The following is a 15334-nucleotide window of genomic DNA, read 5'->3' as shown; positions in this document are numbered from 1 at the left end:
GACCGGACGCTTACCGTTCCTGGATTTCCCGCAGCGCCGCCAGCCGGTCCGAGACCGAGCCGCGATGGGCGGTGGCGGGGCTGGGCAGCATGTCCTCGCCTTCCCCGTCATCGGCGAAACGCTGCACCCGGTCGAACAGGCTCTCCTCGGGCAGCGCCGCGATGGGGGCGTCGTCGTGCACGGCATAGACCAGCCGGCTGACCCCGGCGGCGATGTCGTTGAGCTTTTCGCGCAATTCGGCCTCTTCGAAGCGCTCGCTTTCCCAGTTGGCCAGGATCGTGGCCTCGACCTCGCCCACCTTGGTGCGCAGCGTTTCGAGCTCTTCCTCCATGGAGAGCTTGTCGGCCAGCAATTGCACGGGGCGGCTCCCGCTCTGCTCCCCGATATTCTCGGTTTCGGCCAGAAGGGCGTTGAGCGAGTCCTCGGCGCTGGCGATGCGCGCCTCGGCCGTCACCAGATCCTCGGGTTCGGCCTGCCGGCGCGGGTCGGTGCCGGACGGCGGCGGCACCTCGATTTCGCCGCGAAGGGTTTCCAGGTCCCGCTCGCGCATCCGCAGGCGCTGGGCGAGATCGGCGCCCTCCTTTTCCAACTCGAGGACACGGGCCCGCAGCGCCGCCTCGCGGCTTTCCAGTTCCTGCACCACCTGCTGGTGGCTTTCCCGCTCGACCCTCAATGCGCCCAGGTCCACGCGCTGCTGGTTGGCGTCGCTCGACTGTTCGGCGAGGCGCCGGCGCAGCGTCTCGATGGTCATCTCCAGCCGCCGGGTGGACAGGGCGAACTCGGCGCGCAACTGGTCCTTGTCGGCGCGGAACTCGGCCATGGTGATGGGGGTGGCCGCCTCGATGCGGCGCTTGGTCAGGCGTACGGCGCGCTTCCACACCGCCGGCAGGATGACCAGCGCCACCAGCCCCGCCACCAGCAGGCCCAGCGCGAAATACATGGTGTTCTCGATCAGCATCGAGCGTGTCTCCGGCGCGGCCGGACGCCATCCGGGCAGAGGGCGTCAGGCGTTATCTGGCAGCAAAGCGGCGCGGGCGCCATCCTCGCGGCCCCTTAACCCTAACGGCTTTGCCGGTGCCCGTCACGACAAAGCCGGCGCTGCGGGCCCCGGCTCTGGTCGAATTGATCGGTGCGGCCGGGTCAGAACGGGTTCCAGGTGGGCTGGTTGGTGAAGTGCAGATAGCCCACATTGATGCCCAGCCGGGCCCCGACGCCCGAGCGGATGGGCACGACGACCACGTTTCCACGCTTCACCACGGTCATGCCGACGCCGCCGATGACATAGGCCGAGCCGTCGACGCCCGGATAGCGGCCCAGAATGTCCTGGATCGTGGACAGGTTGTAGACCAGCATCATCACCTTGGAGCCGTCCCCGCCGATGTCGAAGCCGATGCTGGGGCCCTGCCAATAGACCGAATACTGGCCGGCATTGCGCGTATAGAGCGTGCCCTCGCCATATTTGGCGCCGATGAAGATGGCCCCGCCCGCTTCCTCGCCCAGCACATAGCCGTTGGGCAGGCCGAACTGGCTTACCGCCCGCTCGACCACCGAGGCCAGGCCCTGGGCGGCGGAGCCGAAGAATTCCTGGCCGCTCTCGATCAGTTCCTCGCCCGAAAAAGTGTCGCTCAGCGACCCCTGCGCCAGGGCCGGTCCGGCGGGCAGGGCGAAGGCCACCAGCAGGGCGGCGAGCTGAACGAGGCGCGTGAACATGGCGGGTCTCCCGTTGCGGATGGCGGGCGGTTACGAAGGCCTTAAGGTCTCCGGCGCTAGACTGGGGCGCGATGAATGCCGATCCTTTGGGCCGATCATGACGCAAACCTGTAAACAAATCTTAACCATGATCGCCCTTGTTCTGCCGCTTTTTTGGCCCTTTCCGGCCATGGTCGGGCAAAGCGCGGCCCAGTCGCTGGCCGGTTACGTGCAGACCGATCCGCTGACTGGGCTGGCCATGGGCGGCATGGACCCGGTCTCCTATTTCACCGAGGCGGCGCCCTTGCCGGGCAGGGCCGAGTTCGAATTCGCCTGGATGGGCGCGCCCTGGCTGTTCGCCAATGCTGCCAATCTCGAAGTCTTCCGGCGCCATCCGGAAATCTATGCGCCCCAATATGGCGGGCACGGCGCCATGAGCATGGCGCGGGGCTTCGTTTCCGATGCCGATCCGCTGATCTATGCGGTCTTCAAGCGGCGGCTCTACCTGTTTTATTCCGCCTCCAACCGCGAAGCCTTCCTCCTGGCGCCCGACGCGGCGGCGATCCGGGGCGCCGAACAGTGGCAGCTTCTGTCCAAAACGCTCTCGATGCGGTAGCAGATGCGCCTTGCGGGCTTTATCGTCCCATTACTGATTCTCATCTGTTTCCCGTCCATCGATGCCGCAAGGAGGACATGACATGGCCGACATCATCGAGCTCAAGGCGACGGACCTCGCCGCCATGCTGTGCTCCCGGGTCTGCCATGACCTGATCAATCCCATCGGCGCGATCGGCAACGGGCTCGAAGTGCTCACCGATCCGACGCAGTCGGAGATGGCCGAGGGCGCGCGCGACCTCATCGCCAGCGCCGCCAAGCAGAGCCGGGCCAAGCTCGAGTTCGCGCGGCTGGCCTATGGCGCCTCCTCGACCTCCGGCACCGATATCGACACGCGCGAATGCGAGCGGGTGGCGCGGGTGTTGTTCGAGATCGAAAAGGCGGATCTGGAATGGAACGTGCCGCTAATCCTCCTGCCCAAGCACAAGGCCAAGCTGTTCATGAACATGCTGCTGATCGCCGCAGGCTCGGTGCCCCGGGGCGGCGTGGTCACCGCCTCGATCTCGGGTGCGGCCGGGGAGGAGAAGTTCGAGTTCACCTCGCGGAGCGATCCCGAGAAGCGGCAGAAGACGCTGGTTCCTTCCGGTTCGGCGGGGCTGCTTTCGGGCGAGCCGGAGGAGGGCTTCGTCGATGCCCGGGGCATCCAGCCCTTCTATACCGGGCTTTTGGCGCGCATGACCGACATGGAGCTGTCCATCGGGCTGGAGAACGACGTCTTCTTCTTCAACGCCGTGCCCGCGGCGCGGATGCAGGCCGCCGAATAGGCGGCTCCGGCGCTAACCATTCGCCAACCACTTTTCTGCATAGTCGGGCCATGTCGGAAAATCCGGGGCCCCGAGCCATGCGAAGCTGCCTGATCGTCGATGATTCCAGCGTGGTGCGCAAAGTGGCGCGCCGGATTCTGGAAGATCTCGACTATGTCGTGGAGGAAGCCGAGGACGGCCAGGAGGCCATCGACAAGTGCCGGCAGCAGATGCCGGACGCGATCCTGCTCGACTGGAGCATGCCGATCATGAGCGGGCTGGAATTCCTCAAGCTGCTGCGCGCCTATGTGGGCGGAGAAAAGCCGCATGTCATTTATTGCACGGTCGAAAACGACATCGGCGCCATTGCCCTGGCGCTCAAGGCCGGCGCCGACGACTATATGATGAAGCCTTTCGACCGCAAGATCCTCAAGGCCAAGTTCGACCGCGTCAAGATCGCCGCCTGAGGCGCGCGGTGACCAGCGCCCCCCTTGGGGGCGTCATTTCGGCTCTTGGCTCAATTTAGTCCCCATACCCGGCTTCCTTCGGGCTTGACCCAAGGGTCACCTGTCCACCCCGGGTTTCGGGGCTCCGAGCGCCGCACGGCGTTGGTGCGGGCAACAACGGTCAATCCAGGAGCGTCCGAAGTGAACATACCCCACAAGGGGAGGGGGCGCCGGCTCATGAGTGCCCGCCCCGTACAATTGATTGAAACCTCTGGGGTTTCTTAACCGCTTGTAAGTTTCCCCTTAGGGGTATCTTAAGGCGGCTCCTCTACTCTCATGCTTATATGGTCAGGTTTGAGTAGAGAGTAAAATGACCGTACAGATGCGTCCTCGCGTGAAGTACGTAATCGGCCCGGATGGCAGTCCCCTAACGATAGCGGACCTGCCCCCGGCCAATACGAGACGGTGGGTGATCCGCCGCAAGGCTGAGGTCGTCGCCGCCGTGCGCGGCGGCCTGCTCAGCCTCGAAGAAGCCTGCGAGCGCTACGCGCTCAGCGTCGATGAATTCCTCAACTGGCAGGCCGCCATCGACAAGCACGGCCTGGCCGGTCTGCGGACCACCTGGATTCAGCACTACCGCGAGGGCTGAGCCCGCCAGAGCGGCAGACCAGAGATTTCGACCCGCCGGCCGGTCCGGCGGGTTTTTCGCGTTCGCATCGGCCCCAAAGGTTACCTCCCGTTAACGCCTGCCGGCAGATTTTGCCGCAATTTGCAAAGTGCGACGCGAGGTTAAGAGATTGTTTACCATCCGCTAGGTAATTTTTGCCCATCGGTCTTGGGGGCACCAGCGACCGCATGAGTCTGATGACCAGAGTGGTGGCGTGGAAAGTCTGACCAATCTCATTGACCGGATCGGGATGCCGCGCATCGCCGCCATGGCGATCGTTGCCGTGCTGATGCTGGGTTTCTTCGGCTTCCTCATCATGCGGGCGCAGACGCCCAGCATGGCGCCGCTCTATTCGGGGCTCAGCCTCGAGGATTCCTCGGCCATCATCACCGAATTGCAGACCCTCAACCTGCCCTATGAACTGCGCGGCGAGGGCGACACCATCCTGATCCCGCGCGACCAGATCACCACGATGCGCATGACGCTGGCCGGCGAGGGCCTGCCCACGCGCGGCCAGGTGGGCTACGAGATCTTCGACCAGCAATCGACGCTGGGCGCCACCAGCTTCGTGCAGAACATCAACAATGTGCGGGCCCTCGAGGGGGAACTGGCCCGCACCATCGCCTCGCTGACCCGGATCAAGGGCGCCCGGGTGCATCTGGTGCTGCCCGAGCGCGAACTGTTCCGCCGCGAGCGCAAGGACCCTTCCGCCTCCATCGTGCTGTCGGTGCGCGGCGAGCTCTCCAATGGCGAGATCCGCGCCATCCAACATCTGGTCGCCTCGGCCATAGAGGGCCTCACTCCCGGCCGGGTCTCGGTGGTCGACGATCGCGGCAACCTGCTTGCCTCGGGCACCGGCGAGGACCGCGACGGCATGATGACGGCGCTGAACGACGAGCGCACGCTGGGCTTCGAGAACCGGCTGCGCACCCGCGTCGAGGACATGCTGGCCAATGTGGTGGGCGCCGGACGCGCCCGCGTCGAGGTCGCCGCCGAGCTCGACTTCAACCGTTCCACCCTCACCCAGGAACATTTCGACCCCGAGGGGCAGGTGGTGCGCTCGACCCAGACGCGCGAGAGCGAAAACCTGTCCAATGGCGCCACCGGCCAGGTAACCGTGGCCAACGAACTGCCCGGCGCCAGCCAGAACAATGGCGCGGCGGGACTGGCCGAGCAGGGCAATTCCACCGAAGAAATCATCAATTACGAGATTTCCCGCACCACCAAGACCGACGTGACCGAGGCCGGGGCGATCAAGCGGCTCTCCGTGGCCGTGGTGGTCGACGGCGTTTATGCGGACGACGGCGCCGGCAACATGACCTATACGCCGCGCAGCGCCGAGGAGGTGGCCCAGATCCAGACCCTGGTGCGCTCCGCCGTGGGCTATTCGGCCGAGCGCGGCGATACCGTGGACGTGGTGAACATGCAGTTCGCCGAGCGGCCCGACCTCGTCGCCCCGGGCACCGACGCCAATGCCGGCCTGCTCGACTTCACCCGTGACGACCTGATGAACGGCGCGGAGATGGCGGTGACGCTGCTGATCGCGCTGGCGCTGGTGTTCTTCGTCATGCGGCCCCTGCTCAAGAAGGCGCTGACGCCTGAAAGCGAGCCCCTGGCCCTGCCCGAGGCGGCCGAGCTGGGCCAGCACGGCGTGCTGATCGCCGACGGACAGGTGATGGAGGAAGAGAGCCCGGGCCCGCGCGACAAGACGCCCGCCTGGGTGGCCAATGCCAAATCCATGGGTGAAACCCAGCTCCAGACGCTCAAGACCGTGGGCACGCTGGTCGAGGAAAATCCGAAGCAGGCCGCGCTGATCGTGCGCGACTGGCTCGGCAGCGCGGCGTGACGGCGATGGCACTGGTCTCCCAATCCACCGGCGAAAATCCCGTCCCCGCCACCACCGGCTCGCCCGTTCCGGCCGGCACGCAATTGCAGGTGGGCGGCGAGCAGCGACAGTTGCGCAATGACGAGAAGGCGGCCGCGCTGCTGCTGGCGCTCGGCCCCGATTACGGCAAGCCCATCTTCGACGAGTTGGACGAGCTGGAAATCCGCCAATTGTCCCGGGCCATGTCCCGGCTCGGCCCCATCACCCAGGAAATGCTCGACGACCTGATGATCGAGTTCGTCACCACCGTTTCCTCCAACGGATCGCTCTCGGGCAATACCGATTCCACCGAGCGCCTGCTGCTCTCCTTCCTGCCCCAGGAACGGGTCGACGCCATCATGGAGGAAATCCGCGGGCCGGCCGGCCGCAATATGTGGGAGAAGCTCTCCAACGTGCAGGCGGACGTGCTGGCTGCCTATCTCAAGAACGAATATCCCCAGACCATCGCCGTGGTCCTGTCCAAGATCGCCACCGAGCACGCCTCCAAGGTGCTGGCCGTGCTGCCCGAGGAACTGGCCATGGACGTGGTGCAGCGCATGCTCGGGCTCGACCCGGTGCAGAAGGAAATCCTCGAAAAGATCGAGATGACCCTCAGGACCGAATTCATGTCGACGCTCAATCACACCAAGCGCCGCGACAGCCACGAGCAGATGGCTGAAATCTTCAACGCCTTCGACCGCCAGACCGAGGCGCGCTTCATCACCAGCCTCGAGGAGATCAACCGCGACGACGCCGAGCGCATCAAGCAGCTCATGTTCACCTTCGAGGACCTGGCCCGGCTCGACATGCCGGCCATCCAGACCCTGCTCAGCCGGCTGGACAAGCGCGACCTGGCGCTGGCCCTCAAGGGCGCCAGCGATGCGGTCAAGGAATTCTTCTTCCAGAACATGTCGAGCCGCGCCGCCAAATTGCTCCAGGACGACATGACCGACATGGGGCCGGTGCGCCTCAAGGACGTGGACGAGGCCCAGACCCGCATGGTCGCCACCGCCAAGGACCTGGCGGCCAAGGGCGAGATCGTCATCCTCAAGACCAAGTCCGACGACCAGATGATCGCGTGACGCCATGGCCAGCCCCGCCCGCTACACCTTCGACCTGAACCTGGAGCCGCGCTCCCCCCGTTCGGTGGCGCCGCCCCCGGCCCCCGTCCCCGCCATTCCCGAGGACGTCGTGGCCCAGCTCATCGCCAACGCCCGCGAGGAAGCCTATGCGGAGGGCCTCTCGGCGGGCGAAAAGAACGCCACTGCCATGGCGGCGCAGACCATCGCCGCCGCCGCCGCCACCCTCGCCACCCAATCGGCGGAGATGGCGCGGGCGGTGGACGAGGCGCGCCTGGCGTTCCAGGGCGAAGCGGTGGACCTGGCCGTCTCGGTGGGCCGCAAGCTGGCGCTGCACCTCATCGCGCGCTTTCCTTTGGCCGAGCTCGAGGCGCTGGTGGCCGAATGTCTTTCCGGGCTGGACGGTGCGCCGCATCTGGTGATCCGCTGCCATCCCGACCTCGCCGATGCCGTGCGCGACACGGCGACCGCCCAGATGGCCTCGTCGGGCTTTGCCGGCCGGCTGGTGGTGATGGGCGACCCCGATATCCGCATCGGCGACGGGCGGCTGGAATGGGTGGATGGCGGGCTGGTGCGCGACATCGCCGCCACCTCCGGACAAATCGACCGGCAGATCGCCGCTTTTCTCGCGGCCCGCAGCCCTGCCGGACAGCACAAGGAGAACGGTTGATGGCCGATCCCGATAACGACGTCATGGCCGCCGAAGGCCTCAACCTGGACGAAATGGCCGCCGCCGCGCGCGACCCGCGCGGCGAGGCCCATATCGAGCGCAGTGCCGCCGACCTCGAGGCCGTGTTCGACGTGCCGGTGCGGGTGTCGGTGGTGCTGGGCCGCACCAAGATGCCGGTCTCGGCCCTGCTCAAGCTCGATACCGGCACGGTGATCGAGCTCGACCGGCAGGTGGGGGAAGCCGTCGAGATCTTCATCAACGACCGCCTGGTGGCGCGTGGGGAAATCGTGCTGGTGGAGAACCGGCTCGGCGTCACTATGACCGAAATCATCAAGCCGCAATAAGGGAGCCGGAAACATGCGCTTGCTCATCGTGGGAGCTCTCGAGGGCCAGTTGAGCCTGGCCACCCGAATGGCCATGGACGGCGGCGCCAAGGTGGCCCATGCCCCATCGGTCGACATCGCGCTTGCGGCGCTCCGCGCCGGGCGCGGCGCCGACCTGCTGCTGGTCGACGTGATGATGGACATCGCCGGACTGATCGCCGGGCTCGAAGCCGAACGCATCGCCGTGCCCGTGGTCGCCTGCGGGGTGGAGGCCAATGCCGCGGCGGCGGTCAACGCCATCCGCGCCGGCGCCAAGGAATATATCCCCCTGCCTCCCGATGCCGAGCTGATCGCCGCCGTCATCGCCGCCGTGGCCCGCGAGAGCTCGGATTTCCTCTATCGCGACCCGGCCATGGAACGGGTGGTGAAAATGGCCGAGCAGATCGCCGGCTCGGAGGCCTCGATCCTGATCACCGGGGAAAGCGGCACCGGCAAGGAAGTGGTGGCCAAGTTCGTGCATGCCCGCTCGCGGCGCGCCGGCAAGCCGTTCATCTCGGTCAATTGCGCCGCCATTCCCGAGGCGCTGCTGGAAAGCGAGCTGTTCGGGCATGAAAAAGGGGCGTTCACCGGCGCCGTCGCCCGGCGCATCGGCAAGTTCGAGGAAGCCTCGGGCGGCACGCTGCTGCTCGACGAAATCTCGGAAATGGATGTGCGCCTCCAGGCCAAGCTGCTGCGCGCCATCCAGGAGCGGGTGATCGATCGCGTCGGCGGCTCGAGGCCGGTGCCGGTGGATATCCGCATCCTGGCCACCTCCAACCGCAATCTGGGCGACGCGGTGCGCGAGGGCAGTTTCCGCGAGGACCTGCTGTTCCGCCTCAACGTGGTCAATCTCAAGCTCCCCGCCCTGCGCGACCGGCCCGGCGACATCCTCGCCCTGGCCGAGCATTTCGTCGCCAAATACGCCAAGGCCAACGGCATTCCGCCCCGGGCCCTGTCGCCGGAGGCGCGCGACGCACTGGTCAAGGCGCCCTGGCCGGGCAATGTGCGCGAGCTGGAAAACACCCTGCACCGGGCCGTGCTGCTCTCCTCGGGCGACACGATCGGCACCGAGGCCATCGTGCTGCCCGACGGCATGGGGCTGGCCGAAGCGGCCCGCGCCGCCTCGCCCGCCGTCATGGCCGCCCAGACCGCCGAGGCGATGAGCCGGGCGCTGGTGGGCCGGACCGTCGCCGATGTCGAGCGCGACCTCATTCTCGATACGCTCGACCACACGCTGGGCAATCGCACCCATGCCGCCAATATACTGGGCATCTCCATCCGCACCCTCAGGAACAAGCTCAACCAATATGCCGAAGAGGGCGTGGCGGTGCCTGAGCCGGGCGAGAAGCGGGGGGCGGCGTGAAGCAAGTGTCGGCGGGCGCCCACCTCTCCCTATGGGGGAGAGGTCGACGCGAAGCGGCGGGTGAGGGGGCCTCCACCGGGCTCGCGAAAATGCCCCCTCATCCGCCCTTCGGGCACCTTCTCCCACAAGGGGAGATGGAAGCGCCGTGGAAGCTCGCATGACCGACATCCCCTCCAGCCCCCGGACCGGCTTCGCCCTGCCCTCGGTGACGCGGATCATCGACACGCTGCGCTCGGGCGATATCGCGCTGGCCGCCGGGGTGATGGGGATGATCGTCATCCTCATCGTGCCCATGCCGGCGCTGCTGGTGGACATGCTGCTGGCCATCTCCATCGTCTTTTCGGTCATGATCCTGATGACCGCCCTGTTCATCCAGCGGCCGCTGGAATTTTCCGCCTTTCCCACCGTGCTGCTGATCGCCACCATGCTGCGGCTGGGGCTCAACCTGGCCACCACGAGGCTGATCCTGTCGGACGGCCACAACGGCACCGCCGCAGCCGGCCATGTGATCGAGGCCTTCGGCAATTTCGTCACCCGCGGCAATTTCGTCATCGGCGCGGTGATCTTCATCATCCTGGTGATCGTCAACTTCATCGTCATCACCAAGGGTTCGGGCCGCATCGCGGAAGTGGCGGCCCGCTTCAGCCTCGACGCCATGCCCGGCAAGCAGATGGCCATCGACGCCGATCTGTCGGCGGGCCTCATCGACGAGGACACCGCCAAGAAGCGGCGCGCCGACCTCGAAGGCGAAAGCGCCTTTTTCGGCAATATGGACGGCGCCTCCAAATTCGTGCGCGGCGACGCCATTGCCGGGCTGATCATCACCTTCATCAATATCGCCGCCGGCATGCTGATCGGCATATTGCAGGAGGGGCTGAGCGTCCCGGAGGCCGGGGGCGTCTATACGCTGCTGACCATAGGCGACGGCCTGACCGGCCAGATTCCGGCGCTGATCGTTTCCACCGCCGCCGGCATATTGGTGTCCAAGTCCGGCGTCACCGGCGCCGCCGACAAGGCGCTTTCGAGCCAGTTCGCCGGCTATCCGCGCGCCCTGGGCATGTCCTCGGCCGTCATGGCCGCCCTCGCCCTGCTGCCCGGCATGCCGATCCTTCCCTTCCTCGCCCTGTCCGGCGGCGTCGGCTATGCCGCGTTCCGCGCCGCCAAGGCCAAGGCCGCGCGGGAGCACACGGAGGCCGCCGAGGCGATGGCCAAGGCCGCCGCCGGGCCGATGGGCGCCGCGGGCGCCAATGCCTCGCCCGCCGAGCCGCCCATTACCGATTCGCTCAGGATCGACGACCTCAAGCTCGAACTGGGCTATGGCCTGCTCAGCCTCGTCAAGGAGGACGAGACCGGCACCGATCGGCTGACCGAGCAGATCAAGGCGCTGCGCCGGCAATTGGCGCTGGAGCTCGGCTTCGTCATGCCCCCGGTGCGCATCCTCGACAACATGCAATTGGAGCCCAACGACTACAAGGTGCGCATCAAGGAGGTGGAGGCCGGCGCCGGACAGATCTTCGCCAGCCAGCTCATGGTCATGGATCCCTATGGCAATCCCATCGACCTGCCGGGCCATCACACCACCGAGCCCACCTTCGGCCTGCCCGCCACATGGATCGAGCCGGCCCTGCGCGACGAGGCCGAATTGCGCGGCCTCTCGATCATCGATCCCTCGACGGTGATCTCCACCCATCTGACCGAAATCCTCAAGGCCAATGTCGCCGACCTGCTCAGCTACGCCAATGTGCAGTCGCTGCTTTCCGGCCTGCCCAAGGACCAGCAGAAGCTGGTGGAGGACATTGTGCCCGGCCAGATCACCGTGTCGGGCCTGCAGCGGGTCCTGCAGGCGCTGCTGACCGAGCGCATCTCCATTCGCGACCTGTCGGGCATTCTCGAGGCGGTGGCCGAAGTCGCCGGTTCCGGCCGCTCCGTGCCTACCATCACCGAACATGTCCGCAGCCGCCTGTCGCGCCAGATCTGCGCCGCCAATCTGGGCCCGGACGGCAATCTGCCGCTGCTGACCTTGTCGCCGCAATGGGAGCGGGATTTTGCCGAGGCCATGTCCGGGGATGGCGAGAACCGACATCTGGCCATGGCGCCCAGCAAGCTGCAGCAGTTCATCGGGGCGGTGCAGTCCGCCTATGAACGCGCCGCCCAGCAGGGAGAGCTGCCGGTGCTGATCACCTCGCCCGCCATCCGCCCCCATGTCCGTTCCATCATCGAGCGCTTCCGCCCGCAAACGGTGGTCATGAGCCAGAACGAGGTGCACCCGCGCATCCGCCTCAAGACGGTGGGCAGCGTTTAGAGGTTTTCATTGTCAGAGAGTGCGGACGGCGTCGTAAAATCGCAGTTCCGCGGCGTCGGGCGCCTCGAAAGCCGCGATCCAGCCGGCGAGGTCGGCGCGGGTGATCGGGGGGTCCTCGCGGCCGCGCGCCGCGAGGCGCTCCAGCAGGACCTCGAGCGGCGCGGTCAGCCAGTGGAGTTCGGCCCGCGCGCCCAGCGCCTTCGCCTCGGCGGCGAGCGCCAGGCGCTCGGCACGGCCCCAGCTTCCCCATTCGACGATGACGTCCACTCCGGCAGCGAGATAACGGCGGGACAAGGTCCATTGCAGCGCCTCGATCGCGGCGCGGCGTTTTTCGTCCCAGAGGTCCAGATCGAGGGCGGCCAGCCAGCCATCGGGCTCCATCCGCACCGCGCCGGTCTCCGCCTCCAGCGCCAGGGCTTGGGTGGTCTTGCCCGCTCCGGGCAGGCCGCTGACGATGAACAGCGTGGCGCGCCGCAAGAACTCTCCCTCCCCGACCGGCCGACCGGGGCAAAATGCCTTATTCCTGGCCCGGCGGCCAGTGGTTCAGGAAAGACGTCCGGGCACTACCGGCGGGGCTTCGGGCTCGGCGGCCCGGGCGGAGCCGTCGCCCGCTCCCTTGCCGGCAAGCTCGCGCTCGGCGGCGTACCAGAACTCCTCTTCCCTGCCCTCCGGCTGACCGGCGCGATCCCATAGCTGATAAGCGCGGTCACGAATTTTGTCCTGCTCAAGATCGTGCATGGCTTCCTCCTGTCGATGCATCCGGACAACGCCGGGCGCCACCGCACGGTTGCCCCGCAAATCGGAAAGCCGCCCGGCCGGACCTTTCCGGTTCCGGACCTGCGGAAAAAAATGCGGCGGAACGGCCGGCGCAGTCGCTGCGTTGACCCGGCATAACGGGCCGCACGGCGCTTCACCGGCAAGTTTTGCGCCGCACGGCCCTGTTCACAGCAATGATGAACCATTGGAGCTTACAATGATCCGCACGCTTTTTGCTACCACCGCCATCGCCGCGCTGATGTCGGCTTCCGTCGTCGCGCAGGACACCGCTCCTGTCGAAACGCCCGATTCCACCGTGGACCAGCAGGTCGATGAAGGGACCGATGCGACCACCGACACTACCCCCGATGCGGCCGGGGATTCCGCGCAGGATGCCGCGCCGGGTACTACCGGCGAGACGGTGGACACCACGGTGAACGACACCACCACCACGGTCCAGGACACCACGCGGACCGGTTTCGACATGGCCGCCGGCTATGTCGTGGCCGACACCGATAACTTGGCCTCCAACCTCATGGGCTCGCCGGTCTATTCGAGCGGGGCCGACGATGCCGAACAGGTGGGCACGGTCAACGACCTGGTCTTCACCGCCGATGGCGACATCGCCGCCGTGGTGATCGGCGTGGGCGGGTTCCTGGGCATCGGCGAGAAGAACGTCGCCGTCGATTTCACCATGCTGGAATTCACCCTGGCGGCCGATGGCACCGAGCGCTGGGTGCTGCCCACCACCGCCGACGCCCTGACCGCCGCGCCGGACTTCGTCTGGCGGGATGACGAGCCGGCCGAGCCGCTGCCTGCCGACTCCATGGCTCCGGCCGATCCGATGGCCCCGGCCGACCCGATGGCCCCGGCCGCGCCGCAATAAGGGCGCTCCGGCAACGGAAACGCGAAAGGCCCGCTCCGGCGGGCCTTTTCATGGTCGGTGCAACGAAAAGGGCTTATTGGCGGCGGAAGCGCAGACGCGCCACCTCGTCATAACCGGCCTGCTCGACCCTCGCCTGTTCGTCGCGCTCGCGCTGGGTCTCGCGCTGGTCGAGCAATTCCACCTTCTTCAGGTCCTCGAGCGCCTCGGCGAGCGCGTCCTGCGCCGCTTCGAGCTTGCCCTTCATGTCGTTGGCCGAAGCCAGCAGGTTGTCCCGCCGGGTGAGCGCGGCCTTGGCGAAGGTGGAATAGGCGAAGTGCGCGACATCGGAGATACCGGTCTTGGTATGTTCGATTTCGATCTGCTGATCGAGCTCGCCCGCCATGCGCTCGAAATCGGCGATCATCATCTCGATCTGCGCGACCTGGCGGCGCTTCTCGTCCACATGGAACTTCCTGAGCCGGATGAGGCTCTCGCTGCGCGATTTCAAGACCTGTACTCCTTACACATCAAGTCAGTTCCGGACCGTCCGGCAATGCCGGCCGCCCCATCAGTCCCGCGCATCCGCCTCGGCCACGATCCGGGTCAGCATGTCATAGCCCTCTCCGATCGTCGTCGTTTCCTCCCGCTGCTGGCCCAGAAACGCTTCCAGCAGCGGATGGATGGCGATTGCGCGGTCCACGTTCGGATCTGACCCTTTCCGGTAAGCCCCCAGCCGGATCAGTTCCTCCATGTCCGAAAAGATGGACATGAGCTCGCGCGCCCGCGCCAGGGTCGGGCGTACCTGTTCGGGCACGCATCCCGGCATGGTCCGCGATATGGACCGGAGCACATTGACGGCGGGGTAGCGTCCCCGCTCGGCAATGCCGCGCTCCATCACGATGTGCCCATCCAGAATGCCGCGCACGGCATCCGCAATGGGCTCATTGTGATCATCACCTTCCACCAAAACGGTAAACAGTCCGGTAATGGAGCCCGAATTGGGCAGGCCCGGCCCGGCCCGCTCCAGCAATTTGGGCAATTCGGTGAACACGGTGGGGGGATAGCCCTTGGCGGTGGGCGGTTCCCCGATGGCCAGGCCGATCTCGCGCTGGGCCATGGCAAAGCGCGTGAGGCTGTCCATCATGCACAGCACCCGCCGCCCCTGGTCGCGGAAATATTCGGCCAGCGCCATGGATATATAGGCCGCCTGCCGCCGCATCAGCGCCGCCTCGTCCGAGGTCGCCACCACCACCACGGCGCGGGCGAGGCCTTCCTCGCCCAGATATTCCTGGATGAATTCATGCACCTCGCGCCCGCGCTCGCCGATCAGCCCGATGATCGAGACGTCGACATCGGTGTTGCGCGCCAGCATGCTCATGAGAACCGACTTGCCCACGCCCGAGCCGGCGAAGATGCCCATGCGCTGCCCCTCGCACATGGTGGCGAAGGTATTGAGGCACCGCACGCCCAGCTCGACCGGATCGCCCACCCGGGCGCGGTCATGGGCGGCGGGCGGGGACTGGCGCAGCGGATAGGCGAGGGCGCCGCGCGGCAGCGGCCCCTTGCCGTCCATGGGCTGGCCATTGGCGTCGATCACCCGTCCCAGCCAGCCCGGCGAGGGGTTCACCGCCCCGTCATGGCGCCGGAACACCGCCCGGCATCCCAGCCGCACGCCGCCCAGTTCGCCAAAGGGCAGGCAGAGCGCGTGGCCGTCGCGAAAACCGATGATCTCGGCATCGAGCCGCGCCCCGTCGCTGGCCTCGATGGCGACACGCCCGCCCACGCGCAGCTCGCGCACCGGGCCGACGATCTCGATGAGCAGCCCCTGGACGGATTTCACCCGTCCGAAAACCTCCACGTCCTCGATGGCCTCGATGGCCGAGATCAGTGCCTTCATGGTTTCCTTCATGGAT

General features: G+C 66.7%; 17 protein-coding genes. 11 read left to right on the top strand and 6 right to left on the bottom strand.

Annotated features, from left to right (window positions below; translation table 11 throughout):
* Positions 1–10: 10 nt before the first annotated feature.
* A complete protein-coding gene (locus tag ACFOOL_RS03210) occupies positions 11–958 on the bottom strand; it encodes a hypothetical protein (RefSeq protein ID WP_380094805.1) in 948 nt (315 codons plus the stop codon).
* Between the two features lie 182 nt (positions 959–1140).
* Positions 1141–1710, bottom strand: coding sequence for a DUF1134 domain-containing protein (locus ACFOOL_RS03205; protein ID WP_380094804.1), 570 nt, complete (start codon positions 1708–1710; stop codon positions 1141–1143).
* Positions 1711–1837: 127 nt separating this feature from the next.
* On the opposite strand from ACFOOL_RS03205, the gene ACFOOL_RS03200 reads away from it, so the two are divergent.
* The 10 genes from ACFOOL_RS03200 to flhA all read left to right on the top strand — a co-directional run bounded on the left by ACFOOL_RS03200 (position 1838) and on the right by flhA (position 11800).
* Positions 1838–2305: a YHS domain-containing (seleno)protein gene (locus ACFOOL_RS03200; RefSeq protein ID WP_380094802.1), complete on the top strand. Its 468-nt coding sequence runs from the start codon at positions 1838–1840 to the stop codon at positions 2303–2305.
* 82 nt (positions 2306–2387) lie between these two features.
* Positions 2388–3068, top strand: coding sequence for a histidine phosphotransferase ChpT (gene chpT, locus ACFOOL_RS03195; protein ID WP_380094800.1), 681 nt, complete (start codon positions 2388–2390; stop codon positions 3066–3068).
* A gap of 77 nt (positions 3069–3145) precedes the next feature.
* Positions 3146–3514: a response regulator gene (locus tag ACFOOL_RS03190; RefSeq protein ID WP_380094798.1), complete on the top strand. Its 369-nt coding sequence runs from the start codon at positions 3146–3148 to the stop codon at positions 3512–3514.
* A gap of 349 nt (positions 3515–3863) precedes the next feature.
* Positions 3864–4142: a CtrA inhibitor SciP gene (sciP, locus tag ACFOOL_RS03185; protein WP_380094796.1), complete on the top strand. Its 279-nt coding sequence runs from the start codon at positions 3864–3866 to the stop codon at positions 4140–4142.
* A 232-nt stretch (positions 4143–4374) separates the two neighbouring features.
* A complete protein-coding gene (fliF, locus tag ACFOOL_RS03180) occupies positions 4375–6006 on the top strand; it encodes a flagellar basal-body MS-ring/collar protein FliF (protein ID WP_380094794.1) in 1632 nt (543 codons plus the stop codon).
* 5 nt (positions 6007–6011) lie between these two features.
* Complete coding sequence (gene fliG / locus ACFOOL_RS03175; protein WP_380094792.1) at positions 6012–7106, top strand: flagellar motor switch protein FliG; 1095 nt, start codon at positions 6012–6014, stop codon at positions 7104–7106.
* Positions 7107–7110: 4 nt separating this feature from the next.
* Entirely contained in the window at positions 7111–7773 is a 663-nt protein-coding gene (locus ACFOOL_RS03170; protein ID WP_380094789.1) for a hypothetical protein, read from the top strand.
* On the top strand, positions 7773–8117 hold the full coding sequence (gene fliN, locus ACFOOL_RS03165) for a flagellar motor switch protein FliN (RefSeq protein ID WP_380094788.1): 345 nt from the start codon (positions 7773–7775) through the stop codon (positions 8115–8117). The genes ACFOOL_RS03170 and fliN overlap by 1 nt, the downstream gene beginning before the upstream one ends.
* A 13-nt stretch (positions 8118–8130) precedes the next feature.
* On the top strand, positions 8131–9498 hold the full coding sequence (flbD, locus tag ACFOOL_RS03160; protein ID WP_380094786.1) for a sigma-54-dependent transcriptional regulator FlbD: 1368 nt from the start codon (positions 8131–8133) through the stop codon (positions 9496–9498).
* Positions 9499–9655: 157 nt separating this feature from the next.
* Positions 9656–11800 carry a flagellar biosynthesis protein FlhA gene (gene flhA, locus ACFOOL_RS03155; protein WP_380094784.1) on the top strand — a complete coding sequence of 715 codons (2145 nt, stop codon included), beginning with the start codon at positions 9656–9658 and terminating at the stop codon, positions 11798–11800.
* A 12-nt stretch (positions 11801–11812) separates the two neighbouring features.
* Here the strand turns inward: flhA and ACFOOL_RS03150 are convergent, their stop codons facing one another.
* Both ACFOOL_RS03150 and ACFOOL_RS03145 read right to left on the bottom strand, forming a co-directional pair.
* Positions 11813–12277 carry an AAA family ATPase gene (locus ACFOOL_RS03150; RefSeq protein ID WP_380094782.1) on the bottom strand — a complete coding sequence of 155 codons (465 nt, stop codon included), beginning with the start codon at positions 12275–12277 and terminating at the stop codon, positions 11813–11815.
* 66 nt (positions 12278–12343) lie between these two features.
* On the bottom strand, positions 12344–12538 hold the full coding sequence (locus ACFOOL_RS03145) for a DUF2934 domain-containing protein (RefSeq protein WP_380094781.1): 195 nt from the start codon (positions 12536–12538) through the stop codon (positions 12344–12346).
* A gap of 235 nt (positions 12539–12773) precedes the next feature.
* Here ACFOOL_RS03145 and ACFOOL_RS03140 point away from each other — a divergent pair, with 235 nt between their 5' ends.
* Positions 12774–13442: a PRC-barrel domain-containing protein gene (locus tag ACFOOL_RS03140; protein WP_380094779.1), complete on the top strand. Its 669-nt coding sequence runs from the start codon at positions 12774–12776 to the stop codon at positions 13440–13442.
* A 73-nt stretch (positions 13443–13515) separates the two neighbouring features.
* Here the strand turns inward: ACFOOL_RS03140 and fliJ are convergent, their stop codons facing one another.
* The gene (gene fliJ / locus ACFOOL_RS03135; protein WP_380094777.1) at positions 13516–13929 is read right to left on the bottom strand and encodes a flagellar export protein FliJ; all 414 of its coding nucleotides are present in this window, start codon (positions 13927–13929) and stop codon (positions 13516–13518) included.
* Positions 13930–13989: 60 nt separating this feature from the next.
* Positions 13990–15330: a flagellar protein export ATPase FliI gene (gene fliI, locus ACFOOL_RS03130; protein ID WP_380094775.1), complete on the bottom strand. Its 1341-nt coding sequence runs from the start codon at positions 15328–15330 to the stop codon at positions 13990–13992.
* Positions 15331–15334 lie beyond the last annotated feature (4 nt).

The sequence above is a fragment of the Devosia honganensis genome, assembly GCF_042648785.1.
GTDB classification, from domain to species: domain Bacteria; phylum Pseudomonadota; class Alphaproteobacteria; order Rhizobiales; family Devosiaceae; genus Devosia; species Devosia honganensis.
This window is presented reverse-complemented; position numbering and strand designations above follow the sequence as displayed.

Excerpts from the sequence above, each read along its gene's own strand:
- fliG (WP_380094792.1), top strand. The coding sequence starts at position 6,012 with ATGGCACTGGTCTCCCAATCCACCGGCGAAAATCCCGTCCCCGCCACC.
- ACFOOL_RS03200 (WP_380094802.1), top strand. The coding sequence starts at position 1,838 with ATGATCGCCCTTGTTCTGCCGCTTTTTTGGCCCTTTCCGGCCATGGTC.
- flhA (WP_380094784.1), top strand. The coding sequence starts at position 9,656 with ATGACCGACATCCCCTCCAGCCCCCGGACCGGCTTCGCCCTGCCCTCG.
- flbD (WP_380094786.1), top strand. The coding sequence starts at position 8,131 with ATGCGCTTGCTCATCGTGGGAGCTCTCGAGGGCCAGTTGAGCCTGGCC.
- chpT (WP_380094800.1), top strand. The coding sequence starts at position 2,388 with ATGGCCGACATCATCGAGCTCAAGGCGACGGACCTCGCCGCCATGCTG.
- ACFOOL_RS03145 (WP_380094781.1), bottom strand. The coding sequence starts at position 12,538 with ATGCACGATCTTGAGCAGGACAAAATTCGTGACCGCGCTTATCAGCTA.
- ACFOOL_RS03190 (WP_380094798.1), top strand. The coding sequence starts at position 3,146 with ATGCGAAGCTGCCTGATCGTCGATGATTCCAGCGTGGTGCGCAAAGTG.
- ACFOOL_RS03140 (WP_380094779.1), top strand. The coding sequence starts at position 12,774 with ATGATCCGCACGCTTTTTGCTACCACCGCCATCGCCGCGCTGATGTCG.
- ACFOOL_RS03205 (WP_380094804.1), bottom strand. The coding sequence starts at position 1,710 with ATGTTCACGCGCCTCGTTCAGCTCGCCGCCCTGCTGGTGGCCTTCGCC.
- fliN (WP_380094788.1), top strand. The coding sequence starts at position 7,773 with ATGGCCGATCCCGATAACGACGTCATGGCCGCCGAAGGCCTCAACCTG.
- ACFOOL_RS03210 (WP_380094805.1), bottom strand. The coding sequence starts at position 958 with ATGCTGATCGAGAACACCATGTATTTCGCGCTGGGCCTGCTGGTGGCG.
- sciP (WP_380094796.1), top strand. The coding sequence starts at position 3,864 with ATGACCGTACAGATGCGTCCTCGCGTGAAGTACGTAATCGGCCCGGAT.
- ACFOOL_RS03170 (WP_380094789.1), top strand. The coding sequence starts at position 7,111 with ATGGCCAGCCCCGCCCGCTACACCTTCGACCTGAACCTGGAGCCGCGC.
- fliI (WP_380094775.1), bottom strand. The coding sequence starts at position 15,330 with ATGAAGGAAACCATGAAGGCACTGATCTCGGCCATCGAGGCCATCGAG.